Genomic DNA, 21,099 nt, shown 5'->3' with positions numbered 1-21,099 from the left:
GAGGAGCGCCGCCACCCGGTCCCCGCAGTACAGTTCGGTGAACGACCGGGTGCACGCCACCGCAGTGCCGCCGGTCGGACGCCGACCTGCAGAGTGTGGGACCGGGCCAGGGGTCCACCGGCCCGTGCCCGTCCCGACCGGACCCCTTGGACGGAACGTGGCGGACCTCGACCTGCTCACCCAGTCCCTGGCGCGCAACGTCAAGCGCTGGCGGACCGAACGCGGCTTCACCCTGGACACGCTGGCCGCCCGGGCCGGGGTCAGCCGCGGCATGCTCATCCAGATCGAGCAGGCCCGCACCAACCCCAGTCTCGGCACGGTCGTCAAGATCGGCGACGCGCTGGGTGTCAGCATCACCACCCTGCTCGACTACGAGCAGGGCCCCAGGGTCCGGGTCGTCCCCGCCGAGCAGACCGTCCGGCTCTGGCACACCGAGGCCGGCAGCTACAGCAGGCTCCTCGCCGGGACCGAGTCGCCCGGCCCGCTGGAACTGTGGGACTGGCGGCTGATGCCCGGCGAGTCCAGTTCCTCCGACCCGCACCCGGCGGGCACGGTCGAACTCGTGCACATCACCGCCGGCGAACTCACCCTGACCGTGGACGGTGCCGAGCACCGCGTCCCGGCCGGCGCCAGCGCCTCCTTCGAGGCCGGGGCGCCCCACACCTACGCCAACACCGGGGCCGAGCCGATGGAGATGGTGCTCTGCGTCTCCGTACCGCCCGTGGCGTCCGTGCCGCCGCCCGAGCGGCGAGACGCCTGAGCCGCCCGCGGCCGACGGCTGTTACGGTGCGCGCATGCGCGCACCTCTCGGGAACTTCGACCAGGCCGTACCCGCCCCCGACTGCCTCGACGAGCTGACCCGCCCGGTCGCCGACGCGGTACGCCACTGGCGCGGCAGCGTCCCCGCCGAGCAGATCGTGTACGTCGAGACCGACCCGGAGTGGGCCGACACCGCCACCTTCGTGGAGCACTACGGCCGCGACCTGCTGGAGCGGTCGGCGAACTGTGTGGTGGTGGCCGCCAGGCGCGGCGGGGAGACCACCCTCGCCGCCTGCGTCGTGCCGTCCGCCACGCGGGTCGACGTCAACGGCGTCGTCCGGCGTCAGCTCGGCGCCCGCAAGGCGTCCTTCGCGTCGATGGACACCGCGACCGGCGAGACCGGCATGGAGTACGGCGGCATCACCCCCGTCGGGCTGCCCGAGACCTGGCCGGTGCTGGTCGACGCGGCCGTCGTCGACCTGCCGTACGTGCTGGTCGGCAGCGGCCGGCGGCGTGGCAAGCTCCTGGTGCCGGGCAAGGCCTTCGCCGAACTCCCGGGCGCGGTCGTCCTGGAGGGGCTGGGCGCGGCCTGATCCAGGGTCCGGCCGCCGGACCCCGGCCGCCGTTCGCGGGCCCCGGCCCGGCTCCCGCCGCCCGGCCCGGGCACCCGGCTCCCGCGGCCCGGCCCGGGTGCGCGGAACCGGGCGGCGGCGTCAGCCGTCGGCCGCGGGCGCCCCGGTGAAGCGCGGTTCGTTGGCACGTCCGGCCCCGCCGCGGCCCCATACGGCGTACGTGACCCACTCCAGCACCCAGAACAGCGCCAGCCACACGGTCACCACCAGCGCGGGTACCGCCAGCAGGGCGGCGGCCGGCAGGGTCACCAGCAGCCACCGCAGCCACTCCCCGGCTCCGGCCCCGGCCAGCCCGCCGCCCGCGCGGACCGCCGCCCACATGATCCAGCGGCGCAGCGTCGAGACGCCCAGCTCGCGCAGCGTGCGCCGGAAGATGCCGTCCGCGTCCGCCCGGCTCACCGGCGCCTCGCGGCACAGGAAGTCGTGCAGGACCGCCGCTCTGGTGTGGACGCCGTACCGGGGCACGAACCAGACGAAGACGGTGGGCACCGAGGCGAAGTCGGTGCGGAAGCCGACCGGGACGGTGAAGGTCTGTTCGCGTCCCCGGTAGACGACCTCCTCCCGCAACTCCCAGCTCTCGGCGTCGATCTGTCGAACCGTGATGTTTCCGTCGGCGAACGGCATGGCGACCACCCCGCGTCCTCGCGCCCGGTCCCGGGGCGCGTCGGCCGGACGCCCCGTCGGACGCCCTCTCCCCGGTGTAGCGCCGCGGAGGAGTCCTGTCTGCCCCGGTGCCGCGACCGGAAGGCCGGAAGGCCGGAAGGCCGGAAGGCCGGAAGGCCGGAAGGCCGGAAGAAGGATGTGTCGGCTCGCGGCGTCCGGTACGGCGGCGCGCCGCGCTGTCGCACCACCGGAGTACGTCCGGCACGGGGGCGATGCTCCGCCGTGCCGTGCGCGGCACCGGACGCCGCGAGCTTCCCGGCAGCCCCGCACGGCCGCGGCACCCAGCCGCCCGAATCCCCGGCGACGGCTGCCGGTGACCGCTACCGTGGTGAGCCTCGCGTGCGGCCGGACGGGGGTGGACGATGACCGGCACACAGGCGGCCGACTCCGGCGGGCCGGAGAACGGCGCGTACGACGACGGTGCCGGCGGCAGCGGTGCCGGCGGCAGCGGTGCGGCCGGCCGGGAAGGCGGTACGGACGGTGCCGCGGACGCACGGGGAGGCGGCCCCGGCGGCCGTTGGGGCGGGCCCGGCACCGGCGAACCGGCCGGCGGCCCCGGCGTCGCGGACGAGGGCGCCTGGCAGCCCGCCGGCTTCTACCGGCCGGTCGGGGACGGCGGACTCCAGTGCACGCTCTGCCCGTTCCGCTGCCGGCTGCGCGACGGGGACACCGGCGCCTGCAAGGTGCGCCGCCGGGAGGGCGACCGTGTCCTGACCGCCACCCGTGCCACCACCGTCGAGCACCTCTCACCCGTCGAACGCAAGCCGCTCTACCACTACCGGCCCGGCCTGCTCCTGCTCACCCTCGCCCCGCCCGGCTGCTCCTTCCGCTGCGACTACTGCGTCAACCACCGGCTGTCCCAGTACGGCCGCGACCCCGGCGCCGGCACGGCCCCGCTGCTTCCCACCGACCCGGCCGCACTGGTCCGTTCGGCCGCGGCCCGCGGAGCCGGGGTCGCGCTGTCCTACTCGGAGCCCTCCCTCGCCGCCGAGCTCACCCTCGAACTCGCCGCTCGGGCCGCGCCCTTGGGGGTGCCGGTGGTGTGGAAGAGCAACGGGTTCCTCACCCCCGAGGCGGCCGGGCGGCTCGCCCCCGCACTGTCCGCCGTCAACATCGACGTCAAGGCGGCCGACGACACCGCCCACCGCGCGCTGACCGGCGCCCCCCTCGGCCCCGTGCTGGACACCGTGCGGACCCTGAAGGACGCGGGGGTGTGGGTCGAGGTGAGCACCCCGCTCGTGCCGGGCGCCAGCGACACCGACGCACAGCTCGCCCGGATCGCCGGATGGGTCGCCGGACTCGGCCCCGACACCCCCTGGCACCTGCTGCGCTTCACCCCGACCTACCGCATGGACCGGCACCGGCCCACCCCGCCGCAGCGGCTGCGCCGGGCCGTCGCCCTCGGCCGGCAGGCCGGACTGCGCCATGTGTACGTCGAACGCGCCCTGGGCGAGGAGGGCCGCACCACCCGCTGCCCCGGCTGCGGTACCGCGGCCGTCACCCGCGAGCTGTGGGGGCGGGTCGGCAACCGGCTGCGCGCCGGCGAGTGCCCGGACTGCGGGACACGGCCGGCCGGGGTGTGGAGTTGAGCCCTCGGCCGCGGCCCCGCGCCCCGGCCGCACAGCCGCGGCCCCGCGCCCCGGCCGTCACCCGCCGGGCGGCCCGGCCGCCTGCCGCAGTAAGCCGCCCGCCCACCGAAGGAGCCCGCACGCCATGACCGCCGCCTACCGTTTCGTGCCCGACCTGCCCGACCTCATCGACGCCTCCGAGTACGACGCCCACCCCGGGGGCCACCTGGTCCGCCTGCGCATCACCTGGGACGAGCAGGGCGTCGAGGTGCTCGGCGACGCGTTCCGGCCCGACGCGCTGGAGGACCTGCTGGAGCGGATGTCGCCGGACGAGGTGGAGCAGATGCTCTGCGGCTGACCCCGGACCCGGGCGCCGCGCACCCGGGCCGGGCCCGGTCACCGGCGGCCCGCCCCGGTCACCGCGCGGCCCGGCCCTACAGCCGGGTGAGGATCGCGGTGAGCACCCGGTGCAGGTGGGCGCCGTCGGGCTCCGGGGCGAGGGCCCAGGAGTCCGGCCCGTCGGCGGGCACCGGACGGCGCGGGTAGTGCACGCGCAGGGTGAGGGAGCCGGGCAGCGGCAGCGGCGGCTCGTGCGGGTGGGTCAGCAGCAGGGTGCGGGGCTCGGCGGCGTCCGCGGCCGCCAGGCCCTGCGCCGCGCGACGGGCCAGCTCCGCGGCCCGGGCCGGGTCGCCCGGCTCGGGCCCGACCGGTGCCCACAGCCGGCGCAGTTGTCCGGGAGCGGTCAGCCGGACCGGGGCCTCGCGGGCGTCGAGCCGTAGCAGCGCCACCGTGTGCCCGCCCGCCATCAGGGCGGTGGCGAGCAGGTGCGCGCACAGCCGCAGACAGCTGCCGACCTGGCCGTGGGCGGCGGCCGAGGTGTCCAGTACCAGCACCGCGTCCCGCTCGGGGTGCTCCGGCCGGCCCCGCCGGGTGCGGTACAGCAGCGCGTCCTGCGCCCACAGCACGTTCAGCAGCTCTGGCGGGAGCGCCAGTTGGGCGGGCACCAGCCGGTCCGGCGGGCCGTGGCGGGTCCACCGGCCCGGTGCGCCCGCGGCCACCGGGCCGGGTACGCCGTCGCCGTGGGCCACCGGCAGCCGGGGCGGCACCCCCGTACGCCGCGTCGCCTGCGCGGCCGCCCGCGCCCAGGGCCCGTCCGCCAGCCGCAGCGGCAGCGCCGGGTCCTGGGCCACCGCCTCCGCGCCCAGCAGGGCCAGCAGCGGCAGGAGCTCGCGGTGGGTGCGGTCGAGCGCGGCGGCCAGGTCGTCCCCGGTCACCGTGTCCCCTTCCACGGCCGTGCCGCCGCCGCGCAGCCCCCACTCCAGGGTCTCCCGCAGCTCCTGCAGCGCGACACCGGGCGGCGGGGCGTACCGCGGGTCGGGGCGCAGCCGGGAGGCCACGACGGCGCTGAGCGCGGGCCGGGCGTGCCGGGGCCAGCCGAGGTCGCGCAGGGCGCGTGCGGCCGGGCCGCGGTGCAGCAGGCGGCGGCCGGCCGGAGCGGCGGGGCCCAGCAGCGCGGCCACCTCCGCCAGCGCGGACAGCGGCACGGACGCGTCGACGGCGGCCGCCATCGCACCCGTCTGCGCGAGGAACCCGGCGGGCGCGGGCAGCGGGGAGCGCTGCCCGGCGGAGCCGTCACCGGAGTCCCGCACCGGCCACAGCAGGGTGCGACCGCCGGTGTAGGTGGTGGCGACGGATCGGCCGTCGGGGGACCAGCGCACCGACCACAGCGGTCCGGGCCGGGGCGGGCCGGGCTCCAGCGTGGCCGCGAGCAGACCGCGGGCCACGTCCCACACCTGGACGGCGGTCGTCGCCCCGCCCGGCCCGGGTGCCGCCAGCAGCGAGCCGTCCGGCGACCAGGACAGCGCCGGGGCCCAGCCCCGTCCGCCGGGCGCGCCCAGCTCCCGCAGCACCCGCCAGGTCAGCGTCGACCACACCACCAGCGGGCCGTGCCCGTCGGCCGGGGCGGCGGCGAGCCGGCTGCCGTCCGGGGAGAACGCGACGCGGGCGGCGAACCCGCCGGAGGGCAGTTCCAGACGGCGGGCCCGCGCGAGCCGGGGCATGTGCCACAGGACGACCGCGCCGTGTGTCCCGGCCGCGAGGAGGGTGCCGTCCGGCGCCCAGTCCGGGCGGCCCGCGCCGTGCGGCAGGTGCAGGCTGTGCGCGGTGCCCACCGGGGTGCCGGTCCCGTCCAGCCGGTACACGTACAGGTGCGCGGGGCGCGGCCCGGGTTCGGGCACGGCCAGCAGGGCGCCGTCCGGCTGCGGAACCGGGCACCATGCGGGCGCCTGCCCTCCGTTCAGCACCGCCCGCGGCGCGCCGGAGCCGGCGTCCACCAGGAGCAGTCCGGACCCTCCGTCGCGGGTCGCGCAAGCCAGCAACGCGTACGGTTCCGGGGCGGGTTCGAGGTCATGGGCGCCGGCCGGACCGGTCGCGGCGGGCGCCGACCACACAGTGCGGGCGCGGTCCGGTGCCAGCGCGGCGAGAGTGCCCGGAGCCGTCTCCAGCACACACCGCCCGCCGCCGGACGTCCAGGCGAGCGCCGGGGCGGGCAGCGCCGCCCCGCCCTCGTGCAGGACGGCGGGGGCACCGGCCCGGGGCGCCTGGCCGCCCGGTGCCGGCAGGGAGCGGCCCACCGACCGGCACATGGCGGCCGCCCAGCCGCGCAGCAGGACCCCGACCCGTCGCTCGGCCGGGTACGGTGCCGCGTCCGGCAGCTCCCACAGCTCGGTGCCGCCGGGCCCGGGGAACAGCAGCCGGCCGGTCGGCGAGACGCTGAGGTCCCCTGCCGTGCCCAGCCGGGCGGGCAGCCGTGCCGCCACCTCCAGCGCGCGGTCGAGCACCAGGACGCCGTCCTGGTCCGTGCCCGCCACCAGGTACCGCCCGGTCCGGCTGAATCCGAGCCCGAGCACCACGCCCGGCACCGCGGCGCGGGCGGGCAGGCGGCCGGTGGCGCGGTCCACCAGGTGGACACCGGACGCGTCCGCGAAGGCCAGCGCGTCCCGGTCCGGCGACCAGGCCAGCGCCGTGATCCCGGTCCGGCCGGTGCACGGCGCGAAGTCCATGCGGACCGGCGCCACGCTCCACAGCTGCAGCGCGGTCGCCGTGGCCAGGGCCAGCTGACGGCCCTGCGGGTCCCAGGCGGCGGCCACCACCGGGTCGACGGCGGGCAGCGCCGCGGACGCGTGCGTGGCGCGGTGGTGGACCAGCACCCCGCCGCCCGCGCACACCACCCGCAGTCCGTCCGGGGACACCGCGAGCGTGCCCGTCTCCGGCGGTGCGGCGAAGCCCTCGCCGGCCACGGACCCGGTGTCGCCGTCGCGCACCCCGACCCGGCCGGCCCGCAGGGTGAACAGCTCCCCGCCGTCCGGACCCCAGGCCACCGCCGCCGGGACACCGTCGTGGGGCTCCGACCACAGCACCCGGCCGGTGTCGTCCCGGCAGGTCAGCCGCTCCTCGCCGAGCTGCACGAACGCGGTTCCGTCCCAGGACAGCCCGGTGCCCGGACCGTCCCCGGCGAGGGCGAGCAGCCGCCGCAGCCCGGGCAGGGGCGGCGTGCTCACGCGGCCGCCGCCGTGCGGTCCGCGCCGTGCGGCGGTCGTGGCGTACGCCCGGTGCCGTGCGGCGGCGCCGCACGGTCCGTGTCCCGGGGCGGCCGCCCCGTGGGCCCCGGCCGGGACCTCACGCGTCCTCCGGGAGTGCCAGCGCGGCCTCCTCGAACAGCCGGGCCGCCTCCAGGAGGTCGCCCGCCGCACGGAACGCCTCCGCCGCGCCCTCCTTGTCGCCGAGGGCGCGCAGCCGGGCGGCCCGCTCCAGCGCCGCCCCGGGGTCCTCGCGGGCGGCGGCACCGGCGGCGTCCGCGGCGCGGGCCGGGCCGACCACCTGCTCCAGGGCGGCCAGGAGGTCGCGGCCGGCCGCGGACAGGCCCGCCGGCACCTCGACCGGATGCGGGGGCGCCCACAGCGTCCAGGCGGGCACCATCGGGGTCAGCGCGAACCGGTCCCGGCCGTCCGGCCGGCAGACCACCGCGGAGGCGTCGTCCGGTGCGAACAGCCGGGCCCGCGCCGACGGCGGCAGCGGCGGGTCGAGCCGGTGACCGCACTCCAGGAAGAGCGCCCCGGGCCCGACGCGGCGCAACGGCACGCCGAAGGGCAGTTCCCGGGCCAGCCCCACCGGTTCGATCAGCAGATGGCGGCCGGGACCGGGCAGCAGGAACGCCACCTCGCCCAGCGCCCGGCCGGGCAGCCAGCGGCGCAGCAGCGGCAGCTCGTCGTCGTGCAGCAGCACCGCGTCGATCTCGCCCGCCCCGTGCGGGTCGGGCACGACCCGCACGGGCGGGGCCGGTGCGCGGGCCGTGTCGGGCAGCCGGTGGGGCACCGCCGGCGCAGGCGGCTCCGGCGCGACCCCGACCAGTTCGGCCGGGGCCGGCGACGGTCGGCCGAGCGGCTCCAGCCGCAGCACCGGCCAGTCGAGTTGGTCCCCGACCAGCCACAACTCCCGCTCGGGAACCGGGGAGTACAGCACCTCCTCGTCGGCCGGCGGGTGCAGCCGTACGTCGAGCAGCAGCCGCTCGCAGTCCCGTACGGGCCGGCACACCGCGGTGCGCGGCAGCGCGGCCAGCGCCACGACCAGCGCGTACGGCACCGCCTCCGGCGCGGACAGCTCCAGCAGCAGCGTCTCGGCCGCGCCGGCCTCAGGGCTCTGAGCCAGCGGGCTCGCGCGCACCGCCTGCACCCCCACCTCCACGCCCCAGGCCGCGGCCTGCCGCAGCACCGAGCCCAGCAACTGCCGTGCCGTCAGCACGCGCAGGGCGGGCTGCCCGGTCCGCACGGGCGGGCCCAGCGGACCGCGCGCCAGCAGACCGACGGCGTCCAGCCGGGGCCACGCGGCGACGTCGGCCAGCCGGGCGGGTGCGCCCTGGGGCGCCCGGTGCCGGGGGAGGCCGGGCGCGGGGCTGTGCGGTGGGCCGGGCGGCGGCGCCAGCGCCCCGTCCGGGAGCAGCCGCCAGGGCTCGCCGCCGTGCAGGACCGCCAGTTCGGCGCCCAGGGACGGGGTGAGGGCGGCGAGCAGCCACACCGCCGGGCCGCCGGGCTCGGCGTGGCAGGCCCAGTCCCCGCCGTCCGCCCGGTGCAGCGCGCCGACCGCGCCCAGCGCCCGGTGCGCGTGCGGGAACCGGGCGGCGAGCCGCCAGCGCGGCGCGGGCCGGGTGGTGGGGGAGGGGCTCGGCGGCGGAGCCGGCGGGTCCTCCGCGACGGGGTGGGCGGGGCGGACGCTGAAGCGGACGCCGTGCTCGGACGGGGCTGCCCGGTGCTCGGGCGGCGCGGGGGACGGCGGTGCCGCGGCCGGGTCCGCCGGGGGAGCCGCCGGTGCGGGAGCGCCCCCCGGGCGCGTGCCCGTCGTGGCGGTGCCTGCCGCGGCAGCACTCCCCGGGGCCGTGGCCGGGACGGTGCCGGCCGTGGTGGCCGGCGGGCTCGCGCCCGCCGGGGCCGCCGCCGGTGGCGTGACCGGTGTGGCGGCCGCCGTGCCGGGGTTCCGCCGGCCGCGGGGCGGGGAGCCCTTCGGAGCGGGCCGGGCGACCAGCGGGGTCGGCGGTCCCCCGGGCGGCCGGCGCGCGGCGGCGCGGCCCTCCGCCGGGTGCCCGTCGCCCCGGCCCCGCCCGTCCCCGTTCTCCCGCCCGTCGCTGTGGTGCCGCTCGTCGTCGTTGTGCCGCTGGTTGTCGTTGTGCCGCTCGTTCTCGGCTGCGATGCGGTTCAGCAGCCGTCGCAGCGGCCCCCCGGTCGACGCCATCTGCTCACGGTCCTCCCGGCTCGCCGGGGCCCGCCGGCCCGCCGCCCGCACCCCGCCGGCCCTCCGCCCGCGTGTCCCCGGAGCTCGCCGGAGCGCCGCTGCCGGGGCCCGCCGGCCGGACCCGGCCCGGCCCCGCCGCACGCGGAGTGTCCTCGGTCTCTCCGGCCTCCCCCGGCAGCCACGCCGTCGACCCCAGGCGGTCCGACGCCCACGCCCGCCACAGCGGCAGCACCTCGGCGGCGTCCTGCCCGGAGTGCGCGGCGCGGAACAGCCGCGCCCCCCAGTCGAAGCGCTCGATGCGGTCGGAGGCCTCGACGGCCCACTCCAGCAGCAGCCGGCGCTCGCTGCGGGCGGCCAGCACGGGCAGCCGGTGCTCGACCCGGGGCAGCAGCGCCAGCAGCGGGCCCGCCGCACCGCCGCCCAACCGGTCCGCGAGGGCCCGCGCCAGCTCCAGCCGCAGCTGCTGCGGTCCCCGGCCCACGCCCGCGCCCGGATCCCGTGCGGCGGCGGCCAGCAGCCGCCGGGCGGGTTCCGTCTCCCCGGTCAGCAGCAGCTCCCAGGCGGCCTCCAGCCGGCGCCCGCGCTCCTGCCAGCAGCGGGCCGCGAGGTCGGCCCGGCCCAGCAGCCGGTAGCAGCGCGCGGCCTGCTCCGGATGCCCGGCCAGCCGGTAGGTGTGCGCCGCGTGCTCCAGGTCGCCGGCCCGCTGGTAGGCGTCGGCGGCCGACCACCGCCAGCCCAGCAGGTCGTAGCAGCGGGCCGCTTCGGTGTGCGCCCGGGCCTCGGAGTAGCAGCGCGCGGCCCGCAGCAGCAGCCGGGTGCGCCGGCTCACGAGGTCTCCCGCTCGCCCTGCGCGGCGTCCTCGGCGTGCTCGGCGTGCTCGGCGTGCACCGCGTGCCCGCCGCGCCGCGCGGCGCCCGGCAGCGGGGCGTGCCGCCACAGCGGCCGCTCCTCCGCGGCCGGCAGTTCCTCCACGTCCGGCCGGCGGGCGAGCAGCCCGCCCAGTTCCGCGCTGACCCGGTCGTGTTCGGTGTCGTGCACGGGTCCCGCCCCGCTGCCCACGTCGTCCACCTGGAACAGCTCGACCTCACCGGAGTCGGTGTTGAACCGGAATCTGACCCGCACCCGCATCGTCACAGCTCCAGTTCGAACTCGATGTCGATGCCGTCCTCCGACTCCTCCTCGCGGATGCCGGTGGCTCCGCGCTGCCGGGCGAAGTCGAGCAGTGCCTGCCGGTAGGCGGTGGCCAGTACGGTGTTGACCGCGCGGAGGCCGTCCTGCCCGAGCTGTCCCAGCCGCTCCCGGTTGCGGGCGTCCAGTTCGGCCCGCACCCGCCGGCGTTCCTCCACGAGCCGGGCCTGCGCGTCCGCGTCGGCCTCCCGCTGGACCCGGTCCTCGGCCTCCCGCGCGGCCGCCGCCGAGGCCTGGCCGGCCCGCGCCCTCAGCCGTCCGGTCAGCTCCTGGGCCCGGCGCAGCGCGTCGGCCTCCGCGAGTGCCTGCGCCTGGCGTTCGGCGGCCTCGCGGTGGTGCCCGCCGAAGCCGTCGGCGTAGTAGCGGCCCTCGCCCCGACCCGTCGTCCGGTCGCTGACCGTGCCGCGCAGCAGCTCCGAGGCACTGCCCTCGACGGTCGCCACGTCCTCCAGCCGGGCGGTGACCACGAGTTCACCGGTCGCCGGGGTGTAGCGGACCCGGCCGTCGGCCAGGTCGTGCACATGGGAGCCGTTCTCCGGCTCCCAGCCGTCGGCCGTGGCCAGTGCCCGCTCGAACACCTCGCGGGTGCGCGGGCCGAGCGTGCCGCCGAACGGATGGACGATCTCCAGTTCACTGACCACGGAGCCGCTCGCACCGGCGCGGCGCTCCAGTTCCAGCTCCCACGCCTCGACGACCTCCCGGGTCGCCTCGACGCGGACTCGGCGCGGATTGCACATGCAGCTGCCCGTCCCCCAACGTGTGCGTCAGGCCCGCTCCAGCAAGGCCAGAGTGCTGTCGATGATACGCGCGACCTCCTGGTCGGCGGCCCGTTCTCCGGAAGCCGCCACCCTCAACTCACGGCGCAGCGAACTCAGTTGGCGCAGCACCCGGTCCACCGAGGCGGGCGGTGAGTCGGCCGACACCTGCCGGGCGAGCACCCGCGCCTCGGTGAGCAGGCGATGCACCGGGCGCGGGGCCCCTCCGGGGTCCTCGCCGGTGGTACCGGCCCGCCGGCGCACCGCGTCCTGTACCACCGGCGCGTGCGCCGGGTCGGACCAGAAGTGCGCGAGCGGCCACAGGTCACCCGCAGCGGCCCGAACCCGCTCCGCGCGCAGTGCGGCCGCCGCCACCAGCCGCAGCCCCCGGATGATCCGCCGGTCCGACAGCGCCACGCCCTGCACGAGCAGCTCGCGGACCAGATCGGCGTACTCCCCGGTCACCGCGGACAGGTCGGCGTGCGCGAGCTGACGGCCCAGCCGCTCCAGCTCGTCCGTGCCGATCACCTGGTGCTGGTCCCCGGCCGCCGGGCCGCGGACCGCGGCCGTGCCCTTCGCCAGCAGCTCCTCCAGCCTCCCCTCGGCGACCGGGGGGATGGTGAGCCGCAGCAGGAACCGGTCCGCGAACGCCAGCAGGGACGGGTCCTGCGGCAGGCCGTTGGCCGCACCCACCAGGCTGATCAGCGGCGCCCTCGCCACCTCCCGGCCGTTGTGGAACACCCGCTCGTTCATCACCGTCAGCAGCGTGTTCAGGATCGGGCTGCCGCTCTGGAACACCTCGTCGAGGAACGCGATGTGCGCCTCGGGCAGCATCCCCTCGGTGCGCACCCGGTAGGTGCCCTCACCCTGGAACGCGGGCACGTCCACCGGTCCGAACAGTTCGGCCGGTTCGGTGAACCGGGTCAGCAGCCGCACGAACGGCCGGCTGCCGAGGCCGGCCGCGAACCGGCTCACCAGGTCCGTCTTGCCGGTGCCCGGCGGGCCGAGCAGCAGCATGTGCTCGTGCGCGAGCACCGCCACCTCCAGCAGGTCCAGGGCGAGCCGCCGCCCCACGAAGTGCTGGTCCACCGAGCGGCCCAGCGCCTTCAGCCGGCGCACCGCCCCGATGTCGGTGTCGCTCCACGCGCTCGGTGCGCTCGTCATCGGCCCTCCGAGATCATTTCCAGGCGCCCCTGCTGGAGCCGCCCCACGAGCCAGCCCAGGCGCCGGGCGTCGGGCTCGATGCCGTGCAGGTGCCGGCCGGTGAACGCGTCCCGCATCAGCGCCCGCAGCTCGTCGCCGTTGCGGCCCGCGGTGGCCTCGGCGATCAGCTCCAGCACCTCCTCCTCCAGTTCGATGTGGTAGCGGCGGGCGTGATGGCGCAGGATCGCCCGCCGCGCGGCCACGTCCGGCAGCGAGATCGCGATGCTGCGGAACCGGCTCGGCCGCAGCAGCGCCTTGTCGATGATGTCGATGCGGTTGGTGGTGCCGATCACCAGCATCGGCACCTCCGGCCGGAACCCGTCCATCTCCGTGAGGATCTGCGCCACCACGCTGTTCCCGGCCCGGCTGCCGCCGTCCGGCCGGTTGGTGCGCTCCATCGTGATCGCGTCGATCTCGTCGAACACGATCACCGCGGGTGCGCTGCGCCGGGCCGACGCGAAGATCTCCCGCACCTTGCGCTCGCTCTCGCCGACGTACATGTCGGTCACCTCCGGGCCGGACACCACCTGGATGGTGGCGTTCATGCCGTTGGCGATGGCCTTGGCGAACAGCGTCTTGCCGGTGCCGGGCGGACCGTAGAAGATGATGCCGCGCGGAACGAGTTCGGAGCGCACCTCCTCCATGTCGTCGGGGAGGCTCTGCGCACCGCTGATGATGGCGAGCGTCTGCCGGATCTCGTCCTTGACCTCTTCGTACCCGCCGATGTCGGCCAGCGTCACGTCCGGCACCTCGAAGTGGGAGGACTGCTGCGCCTTGAACGTCAGCAGCGTCTCGCGCAGGTTCTGCAGAGTCGCCCGCGCCGGCTGCGAGCGGTGCCGCTCGTGCGCGTACCGCATGGCCTGGCGCAGCCGCACCGGGTTCATGCCGGCCACGTGCTTGTAGAACTCGCGCGGCGCGAACTCCTCGAAGGTGTCCGCCTCCACCTGCGTCACCAGTGCCCGGCCCAGCGGCATCCGCTCCATGCCCGGTACCCACACCTCCGGCGGCAGCCCGTTGATGGTGACGCGGGCACTGAACCGCTCCGCCAGCACGTCCGGCAGCGGCAGGGTGGGATCGGCGAAGGCCAGCACGAGCTGGTCGGGAAAGGCGTACAGCAGCTCCACCAGTTCCCGCGCCTCGGCATGCCGGCCCAGATCGGCGCTGCCGGCGAGCAGGTCGAGATGCGGCAGCACGATGACGTCGCCCTCCTTCAGCTCCTCCAACTGCGCGCGCAGCCGGGCCAGCCGGCGCTGACGCGGGTTCGCCGGGGGCTCCGGCGCGCCCGCCGGGGGCTGCGGGCCGCCGTCGCCTGCGGAGTCGTCGGCCGTGTCGTCGTCGAGGCGGATGCCGCGGCACTCCGCGAGCGTGACCATCTCCTCCCACAGGTGGGTGACCACCAGCTTCTCGCTGATCACCAGCACCGGAAGGCGGCTGCGGAGCAGTGAGGCGACGTGCTCGATGTGCGGGTAGTAGGCGCGGCGCACGGCCTCGGCGTCGGTGATCCGTTCCGGGTGCGTCCCGGTGTCCGGGCCGGCCTCGACCGGCGGACCGCCGGGCGGCGCCTCGGGCCCCGGCGGGACCGGCGGCTTGCCGAGGACGGCGCCGCCGGGCGGTCCGGCCGGTTCCCCCGACGGCGCCGGACCACCCGGCGCGGCGTACGGCGCCGCAGCGGTGCCGGACGGTGCGGTGCCGGACGCAGTGGTGCCGGACGGTGCCAACCGGGCGGACGGCGGGGGCCCGGAGGACGTCTCCGGCGGCGCCTGCGGCCGTGCCCCCCGTGGCGCTCCCGGCGGCGCGAACAGGGCGGTTCCCGGGGGTAGTTCGGAGCGCAGGCGGCAGTCGGGCGCGAACTCGGCCCAGGGCAGGTCCAGCAGCTCCTCGTCCAGCGGATCCAGCAGCCACACCTCGCAGGAGGCCAGTACCTCCCGGAGCGTCCGCTCGCCCGCCGCCGCGTACAGCGTCATCCGGCCCTCGTGGTCCTGGGCGGCCAGGCGCAGGGGCCGGGTCACCGGCCGAGCACCTCGCCCAGGTCCTCCCAGTCCCGGATCCTGCCGTACACGCGCTGGAGGGCGACGCCCGCCTGGTGTCCCTGGAGCATGCGCCGCGCCCGGAGCTCCCCCGGGTGGCGCCGGGCCACCACGGCGAGCGGCTCCCACCAGTCCAGCACGGCCCGTGCCCACCGGCCGTCGGCGTCGTCGGCCAGCAGCCGCGCCGGGCTGTCCCGCAGCAGCTCCCGCACCCGGTCGGTGTGCCGGCGACAGCTGTCGGCGTGCCGCAGCAGCGCCGTCTCGTACACGTCGTACACGAACGTTCTCTCTTCCGGGGTGAAGCGGAACCGGCGCAGCACCGCGGCCCGGTACCGGGCGGTCTCCGGCGACGCGGGCGGCGCCGCGAGGCCGCTCACCGCGGCGCGCCGGCCCTCGGGGTGCTCCAGGAGCCGGTCCAGCAACTGGTCGCAGCGCTGCTCGCCGCCGGGCGGCGGCCGGTCGAACAGTGCCGTGAGCGGGGAGGCGCGGAGCAGGTCCGCGCGGAGCGGCTCGTCGGGCGGAGCGGTCGCGAGGGCGTACGACACCAGCCCGTGACGCGCCATCACCTCCCGTACGGAGACGGGGTCCCGCACCCCGTCGAGCGCGGTCCGGGCGGCGTCCGCGTCCGCGCGCACCGCCACCGCGGCCGCGACCAGCAGCGGCTCCAGCCCCACCGGGCCCGGATCGCCGAGCGGCGGGTCGGACAGGTACAGCCGGGCCGCGGTGACCCGGGCCAGCCGCTCCAGCAGCAGCACCGGGTCCGGCCCCGGGGAGGCCGGTGCCGGTGCGGGCCCCTCGCCCTCCGGGTCAGTGATGGCCCAGCGAAGGATGCGCACTACGGCGTCTGTCAGTGTCGTCATCGAGGCTCCGGATCGGACAGGACGCCATCCCGTCGCCGGCGGCGGCGTAGCAGCTGAGGATCCGCCGGGTCCCGGTCAGGTTGATCAGGGCGGCCACCTGCCACGGCCGGCGGAACGTGTCGCGGTGCAGGTCGACATCGGTGAGGGACAGGCCGATCGTCTCCTCCGACTGGAACAGATGGGTGTGGTACCAGCCCACGAGCTGCCGTTTGGGAGGGTGCTCGCCCAGGGTGCGGCTCATCGCCCGGAAGGAGTCCCCGGTGAAGGTGAAGTGCATCAGTGACGCCCCCGAGTGCTCGGCGGGCAGCACCTCGTCCACGATCACCGCGTAGCGGCCGGTGTCGTCCGCGCGGCGGAACGGCCTGCCGACCAGGAATCCGCCCTCCTCCACCTCGGTCGACAGCTCCATGTCCATCAGCCGCCGCTGCACGCCCGCCCCCAGCAACACCGTCACCTGCGCGTCCGCGTCCTCGGCCCCGACACCGTGGGCGGCCAGGTCCAGCAGCGGCACCTGCGGCTCGGCCGCCGGGCGGATGCCGAAGGACAGCCGGCTGGACCGGGAGACGTCGATGTCGTCGACGCCGTCCACCACCGGGGGCAGCCGCTGCGCGGAGTCGTCGTCCGGTGCGGCCGGCAGCCCGGCGATCCGGAACGCCCACTGGCGCTCGGCAGGGGCGATCTCCCGCGCCCGACGGGCGAGGACCGGCCCGACCAGGTTGTTCACCGAGAAGGGCTTCTGGTGGACCACGCGTCCCTCCACATGGATCGCGACATGGATGTACCCGAAGTCGGGTCGCAGATTGGTCAGCGCGGGCTCCGCGTCGACGGTGTCGGGTCCGGGGTCGTTGCGCAGCTTCAGCACGAAGCGGGGCCGGCTGCCCCGGTACGGGGCGAGTTCCTCGGCGAAGACCGGGCGCAGCAGCTCGATCAGCGACTGGGTGTGCACCAGCCGGCGGGCCTCGCCCTGGTACAGCTCGACGTCAAGTCCCATCGGCGACCCTGTTCGTCGGCTGTATCCGCAGGGCGTCCACGCGCAGCGCGCCTGCTCCGGGGTGCGGGGCCGCCACCGGCGGCTTGCCCCCGATGGCCTCGATCATGGCCCTCCCCTCGTCCGTCACGGCCCAGGCGGCGGCGAACGGATTGAAACTGTCCGTGATCTCGTAGTTACGATACCCAGCCATGTCCACGAGCATCTGGCACAGTTGGCCGAAGTCCAGGGTCGGCCGGTAGGAGTCGGCGAGCACACCGAGGCAGACCGCGCCCTCGGACTCGGGGAGCGCCGGGTCCGGACCCTTGATGTTGGGGTGGAAGACCGGGCTGAGCCAGAACACCACCGGTGCCCGCAGCGGGAAGTCCGGTCCCAGCAGGATCAGCGCGTTGTGCCGGTCCTGCCGCTCGGGGTGCGGGAACCCGCCCGGGGTGTGGTGCTCGGGCAGGCGCAGGCCGGGCGCGGTGAAGCGGATCTCGTAGTCGGTGGGGAACTCCGGGTCGTCGGTGTCGACGATCTCGAAGCCCTCGTGGCGGTCGGCGTAGCGGTGCATCTCCTCGCAGACCCGGATGATGGCCTGCATCCGCAGTTCGGCGTGGCCCGCGGTGGCCTCCGGGTACACGTTCAGGGTGTCGCCGTCACGGACCCCGGCCGCGTGCAGCGACCGGGCGGGGTCCAGGCGCTGGAAGCTGCCGTCGGGCTGCTGGTGGTCCACCACCGTGCGCGGGCGCCGTCCCATCCGCCCCTCGTAGTGGGCCAGCACGGCGGCGGCGATGTCCCGCACCGGAGTGATCGACGGCACGCCGGCCAGGTCGTAGGGCTGCTGGTCGGGGCCGTTGGCCCGTAACGCCTCCAGCAGGTAGGCGCGGTGGTCGTACACCTCCTGGAGGATCTCCAGGTCGTGCGGGGCGCCCGCCGCGACGAGCGTGCCCCGCACCTCGTCGAGCTGCTCCGGTGTCAGTTCGTAGGAGAGCGACAGGGCGATCTGGCCGACCTGGGCGCCCTCGCCCTGGCTGACGAAGCACAGTTCGGCCCCCGGGTCGAGACGGCGGATCTCCTCGATGAACGAGGCGTGGTGGGTGCTGCACACGAACACCAGCGTGGGATAGGAGGCGGGTTCCGCCGCCGGGGCACGGCCGGCGGACGCGGCCCGAGCGGGCGCGGCCTGCGGGGCGGGTACGGCCTGTGCGGCCGGTCCCGGCGGCGCTGCGGCCGGCACGGTGGGCGCCGGCCGCTGCGGTTGCGGCTGCGGCGGAGCAGCGGTCACCGGCTCCAGCGCCTCCACCGCCTCCACCGCCGCCCGGAACACCGGGTTGCCCGGGTACTCGTTGTGCACCGCCCGGCTCAGCAGGGCCTCGCCGTCCACCAGCACCCCGGCGTCGATCAGCCGCCGGACCTCCGACCAGTAGAACCGGGCGGACAACTCCACGGCCGGCAGGCGCCCCTCGGGGAAGCCCATCGAGCGCAGGATGATCTCGCCCTCGTGCGGAGTGATCACGCCCCGCTGCAGCTCCTGGTACAGCTCGTCCCTCACCGGACACCCTCCGTCGTCGTCCCCCGGTCCGCGGCGTCCGCGGCGTTCGCGGCGTTCGCGGCGTTCGCGGCGTTCTCCGTTCCCGCTGCGCCCGCCCGGCCCGCCCGGTGCCGCCGCGGACCGCCGCCGTCCGGCTCCCGCCCGCTCGGCCGGGGCGGTGGCCCGTTCCCCGGGCGGGTGCCGCCGTCCGCCGCCGGAGCGAGCTCCACGTAGCGCAGGCCCGAGCCGTCGCGCCGGGCGACCGGGAGGACCTCGCGCGGAGCGACCCCCAGCTCCTCCAGGCGGGCGGTGGGCGGGGCCGACCTCAGCCGGGTGGTCACCCGCCGCACCGCGGGCCGGCCTCGCACCGGACGGCTGAACCCCGCCCAGGTCAGCGGCTCCTCGTCGGCGTCCAGCAGGGCGAGCAGTTCCCGCGTGGTGCCGTGGTGGTCCAGCGGCAGCACCGGCACCGGATCCGGCAGCCGTTCGTGCAGCGGGCAGTCGGCGGCGGGCTCGGGCGTCCACCCGCCGGCCGGCGGCAGCGCCGAACCGGCCCCGTCGACGCGCAGGGGCCCGCACGTCACCGGCAGCCGCAGCAGCAGCCGTACCGCGAAGTTCGCCAGCCACGCTCCGACCAGCGCGGACACCGGTGCGGAGGCGCCCGCCGGAGCGAGCGGGTCCGGTGCCGCGCACGACCAGGGGTCGTCCCGCACCGCCCGCTCCGCAGGGGTCAGCCCGCACGCCCGGCAGCGCCCGCCGGGCGGACACCACCAGGTCTCGCCGCCCCACGGATGCGTGCCGCCGTCCAGCAGACCGGTCCCGGCGAGCGTGCACCGGCCGGCCAGCGCCACCCGCGCCGCCAGGCTGTCCAGCGCCCCCACCACCAGGTCGGCCTCGCGCAGTTCGGCCAGCCCCACCCCCGACGCGTGCGGCGCGGACCGCGCGTCGACCAGGGTGTCCGGCGCGAGCGGGGCCAGCGCACGGGCGAGCACCCGCGCCTTGTTCCGGCCCGTGTCCCCGGGCCGGAACAGCGGACAGCGGCTGAGGTTGCTCACCGCGACCGTGTCCGGGTCGGCCACCACCAGCCGGCCCACCCCGGCGAGAGCCAGCGACTGCGCCACCGCGTTGCCCAGCGCCCCCGCTCCGGCCAGCACCACGGTCGCGTCCGCCAGCCGGCGCTGGTCCCAGCCGGGGACCAGGGCGTGCCGGGCGTAGCGGCCGCCGGGGCCCCTCACCGCGCGTCCCGCCGGGCGTTGAGCATCAGGCAGGGCACCTGCGGATGCTGGGCCTTCCAGTCGTCGTAGCAGACCAGCCCGTGGTCCGGGTCGCGGTGCACCGCGCACGCGCAGACCGGCGCGTCGGGACGGCAGGTGCAGTGGATGACCATCTCACCGGGGCGGAAGGTGTGCCCGCACACCCAGCAGCGGTGCCGGGTGGGCGGCCCGCCGCCCGGCCCGGGCGCCAGCCGCAGCAGGGGGTGGCCGCGGTGCAGCCGCACCGTGCGCAGCTCCGGCGGGGGCGGGTTGGCCGCGTCCAGGCCCGCGTGGAACAGTTCTGCGGCCGCCGACGCCTCCCCGGCCGCCCCCGGGTTGAGGCAGTCCAGACGCCTGCTGTGGTGCTTGAGGACCACGCCCGGACCCGAGCCGGTGCGGTGCAGGGAGATCTGCTCGCCGAGCCGGAAGGAGTGGTGGCACACCGGGCAGGTGGTGCCGGCCCGGCCCAGCTTGCGCAGCAGCTGCGCGGTGACGGCCGTGACCTCCGAGCCGGACTCGCCCCGGACGCCCGCCGTCGTGGAGCCGCCGGACCCGCCCGCGTCCTCCGGCGGTCCCGGAGGCTCCACCGCGTCGCGCCGTCCGCCCGCCTGGCCCACGAGGAACTCGTACGCCGTCCGGCTGGTGCCCTCCCCGGACGGTCCGGGCGCGTCCCCGTCGGCCCGCTCCCGCTCCCTGCTGCGCCGGCGCCGCTCGGCGACGTCCACCCCCGGCGGCACCCGGACGCCCGTCCCGTCCGTGTCCGGCCCGGTCATCGCGGGCTCACCACCCGCCGCAGCTCCGGCGGGTCGCCCGGACCGAGTCCCACGGTCGCCACTCCCGCCTCGAAGGACCGCTCCCACGACTCGCCCAGCGCCAGCGCCGCGTAATACCCCTGGCAGAACGCCAGCGCGTGCCGGTCCGTCAGGGCCCGGGCCGAACCGATGACCTCCCCGGCGTACGGGCTGACGACGTCCAGATAGCGGCCGAAGTGACAGGCGGTCAGCACGGCCACCGAGACCCCGCCGGCCGACTTCAGGACCCCCGCGAGCGCCTCGGCGCTCACCGGCGCGGTCCGTCCGTCGTCCTCCTCCAGCAGCAGAGAGCCGTCCGGGGCGCCGTGACCGGCGAAGTGCACCACGTCCGGGCGGTGCTCACTCAGCGCCGGCAGCAGGTCCTGGCGGCGGGTCGCCGCCGACAGCGCCACCCGCAGCGTGCGCCGCCGGCCGCGCCGCGCCGCCTCCTCGATCGTCCGGAACTCCCGCCGCAACTGCAGCCGCGAGGGCTCCTGCGGCCCGGCCAGCAGGCACAGCACGGTCAGCTCGTCCGGCGGCGCCCCCTCGGGACCGCCCGCCAGGGCGCCGAGCACGGCGTTGCCGGGGAAGTCGCGGTGGGCTGCCGCCACCAGGTCCTCCAGCGTGAACGCGAACGCCCCGTGCTCGATCGTCAGACAGGCCTGGAACCAGCTGGTGACCGGCACCTGCGACCCCGCGAAGTGCGGAAGCCGCGACAGATCCGCGCCCAGGCCCTGCAACAGCGCCTGCACCCCGACGGGATCCGGGTACAGCGAGGCCAGCACCCGCAGCACGCCGTCCCGGTGCAGCCCCGCCGCGGTGAGTGCCGCCACGGCTGCCTCCTCCCCGTCCTGGGTCGTCCTGGGTCGTCCTGGGTCGTCCTGGGTCGTCCTGGGTCGTCCTGGTCGCCCCGGCCGTCCCGGGTCGCCGTGGGCCGTCCCGGGCCGTCGTGGGCCGTCGTGAGTCGTCGTGGGTCGCTGTGGGTCGCTGTGGGTCGCTGTGGGTCTCGGTGCCCACGACTCTAGCGGCCCGCACCGGGTCCCGACCGGCGTTTAGGGAACGGGAGTTGATCAGACGTCAGACACGCCGCGCACGGGCGCGCGGAAGGCGGCACA

General features: G+C 77.1%; 18 protein-coding genes. 4 read left to right on the top strand and 14 right to left on the bottom strand.

Annotation, left to right across the window (positions count from 1 at the left end; genetic code table 11):
- Positions 1 to 157: 157 nt before the first annotated feature.
- Positions 158 to 760, top strand: coding sequence for a helix-turn-helix domain-containing protein (locus AC5K6T_RS19575; RefSeq protein ID WP_493210697.1), 603 nt, complete (start codon positions 158 to 160; stop codon positions 758 to 760).
- Between the two features lie 34 nt (positions 761 to 794).
- Positions 795 to 1,352, top strand: a complete 558-nt coding sequence (locus tag AC5K6T_RS19570; protein ID WP_493210695.1) for a YbaK/EbsC family protein — start codon at positions 795 to 797, stop codon at positions 1,350 to 1,352.
- 120 nt (positions 1,353 to 1,472) lie between these two features.
- Here AC5K6T_RS19570 and AC5K6T_RS19565 read toward each other — a convergent pair whose 3' ends face one another.
- Entirely contained in the window at positions 1,473 to 2,015 is a 543-nt protein-coding gene (locus AC5K6T_RS19565; protein ID WP_493210693.1) for a DUF1353 domain-containing protein, read from the bottom strand.
- Positions 2,016 to 2,416: 401 nt separating this feature from the next.
- On the opposite strand from AC5K6T_RS19565, the gene amrS reads away from it, so the two are divergent.
- Entirely contained in the window at positions 2,417 to 3,643 is a 1,227-nt protein-coding gene (gene amrS, locus AC5K6T_RS19560; protein WP_493210692.1) for an AmmeMemoRadiSam system radical SAM enzyme, read from the top strand.
- 124 nt (positions 3,644 to 3,767) lie between these two features.
- Positions 3,768 to 3,980: a radical SAM-modified peptide, FtsH ternary system-associated gene (locus AC5K6T_RS19555; RefSeq protein WP_493210690.1), complete on the top strand. Its 213-nt coding sequence runs from the start codon at positions 3,768 to 3,770 to the stop codon at positions 3,978 to 3,980.
- Positions 3,981 to 4,056: 76 nt separating this feature from the next.
- Here AC5K6T_RS19555 and AC5K6T_RS19550 read toward each other — a convergent pair whose 3' ends face one another.
- The 13 genes from AC5K6T_RS19550 to AC5K6T_RS19490 form a co-directional block, all read right to left on the bottom strand.
- A complete protein-coding gene (locus AC5K6T_RS19550; protein WP_493210688.1) occupies positions 4,057 to 7,182 on the bottom strand; it encodes a hypothetical protein in 3,126 nt (1,041 codons plus the stop codon).
- Between the two features lie 118 nt (positions 7,183 to 7,300).
- Positions 7,301 to 9,406: a DUF8588 domain-containing protein gene (locus AC5K6T_RS19545; RefSeq protein ID WP_493210686.1), complete on the bottom strand. Its 2,106-nt coding sequence runs from the start codon at positions 9,404 to 9,406 to the stop codon at positions 7,301 to 7,303.
- Between the two features lie 4 nt (positions 9,407 to 9,410).
- Complete coding sequence (locus AC5K6T_RS19540) at positions 9,411 to 10,235, bottom strand: hypothetical protein (protein ID WP_493210684.1); 825 nt, start codon at positions 10,233 to 10,235, stop codon at positions 9,411 to 9,413.
- The gene (locus AC5K6T_RS19535) at positions 10,232 to 10,534 is read right to left on the bottom strand and encodes a hypothetical protein (protein ID WP_493210881.1); all 303 of its coding nucleotides are present in this window, start codon (positions 10,532 to 10,534) and stop codon (positions 10,232 to 10,234) included. Before AC5K6T_RS19535 ends, AC5K6T_RS19540 begins: the two co-directional genes overlap by 4 nt.
- A 2-nt stretch (positions 10,535 to 10,536) precedes the next feature.
- Entirely contained in the window at positions 10,537 to 11,331 is a 795-nt protein-coding gene (locus tag AC5K6T_RS19530; RefSeq protein ID WP_493210683.1) for a hypothetical protein, read from the bottom strand.
- A gap of 27 nt (positions 11,332 to 11,358) precedes the next feature.
- Entirely contained in the window at positions 11,359 to 12,513 is a 1,155-nt protein-coding gene (locus AC5K6T_RS19525) for an AAA family ATPase (RefSeq protein ID WP_493210681.1), read from the bottom strand.
- Entirely contained in the window at positions 12,510 to 14,561 is a 2,052-nt protein-coding gene (locus AC5K6T_RS19520; RefSeq protein ID WP_493210680.1) for an ATP-binding protein, read from the bottom strand. Before AC5K6T_RS19520 ends, AC5K6T_RS19525 begins: the two co-directional genes overlap by 4 nt.
- Positions 14,558 to 15,439: a hypothetical protein gene (locus AC5K6T_RS19515; RefSeq protein WP_493210678.1), complete on the bottom strand. Its 882-nt coding sequence runs from the start codon at positions 15,437 to 15,439 to the stop codon at positions 14,558 to 14,560. Before AC5K6T_RS19515 ends, AC5K6T_RS19520 begins: the two co-directional genes overlap by 4 nt.
- Positions 15,387 to 16,430: a JAB N-terminal domain-containing protein gene (locus AC5K6T_RS19510; RefSeq protein ID WP_493210676.1), complete on the bottom strand. Its 1,044-nt coding sequence runs from the start codon at positions 16,428 to 16,430 to the stop codon at positions 15,387 to 15,389. The genes AC5K6T_RS19515 and AC5K6T_RS19510 overlap by 53 nt, the downstream gene beginning before the upstream one ends.
- A complete protein-coding gene (locus AC5K6T_RS19505; protein WP_493210675.1) occupies positions 16,420 to 17,961 on the bottom strand; it encodes an effector-associated domain EAD1-containing protein in 1,542 nt (513 codons plus the stop codon). Before AC5K6T_RS19505 ends, AC5K6T_RS19510 begins: the two co-directional genes overlap by 11 nt.
- The gene (locus AC5K6T_RS19500) at positions 17,958 to 19,175 is read right to left on the bottom strand and encodes a HesA/MoeB/ThiF family protein (RefSeq protein ID WP_493210673.1); all 1,218 of its coding nucleotides are present in this window, start codon (positions 19,173 to 19,175) and stop codon (positions 17,958 to 17,960) included. Before AC5K6T_RS19500 ends, AC5K6T_RS19505 begins: the two co-directional genes overlap by 4 nt.
- Positions 19,172 to 19,966, bottom strand: a complete 795-nt coding sequence (locus tag AC5K6T_RS19495; RefSeq protein WP_493210672.1) for a hypothetical protein — start codon at positions 19,964 to 19,966, stop codon at positions 19,172 to 19,174. Before AC5K6T_RS19495 ends, AC5K6T_RS19500 begins: the two co-directional genes overlap by 4 nt.
- On the bottom strand, positions 19,963 to 20,817 hold the full coding sequence (locus AC5K6T_RS19490) for an effector-associated domain EAD1-containing protein (protein ID WP_493210670.1): 855 nt from the start codon (positions 20,815 to 20,817) through the stop codon (positions 19,963 to 19,965). Before AC5K6T_RS19490 ends, AC5K6T_RS19495 begins: the two co-directional genes overlap by 4 nt.
- Positions 20,818 to 21,099: the final 282 nt, after the last annotated feature.

This window comes from Streptomyces sp. B8-7 (assembly GCF_058833805.1).
The sequence above is the reverse complement of the archived record's forward strand: the minus strand, read 5'-3'. Positions and strand labels throughout refer to the sequence as shown.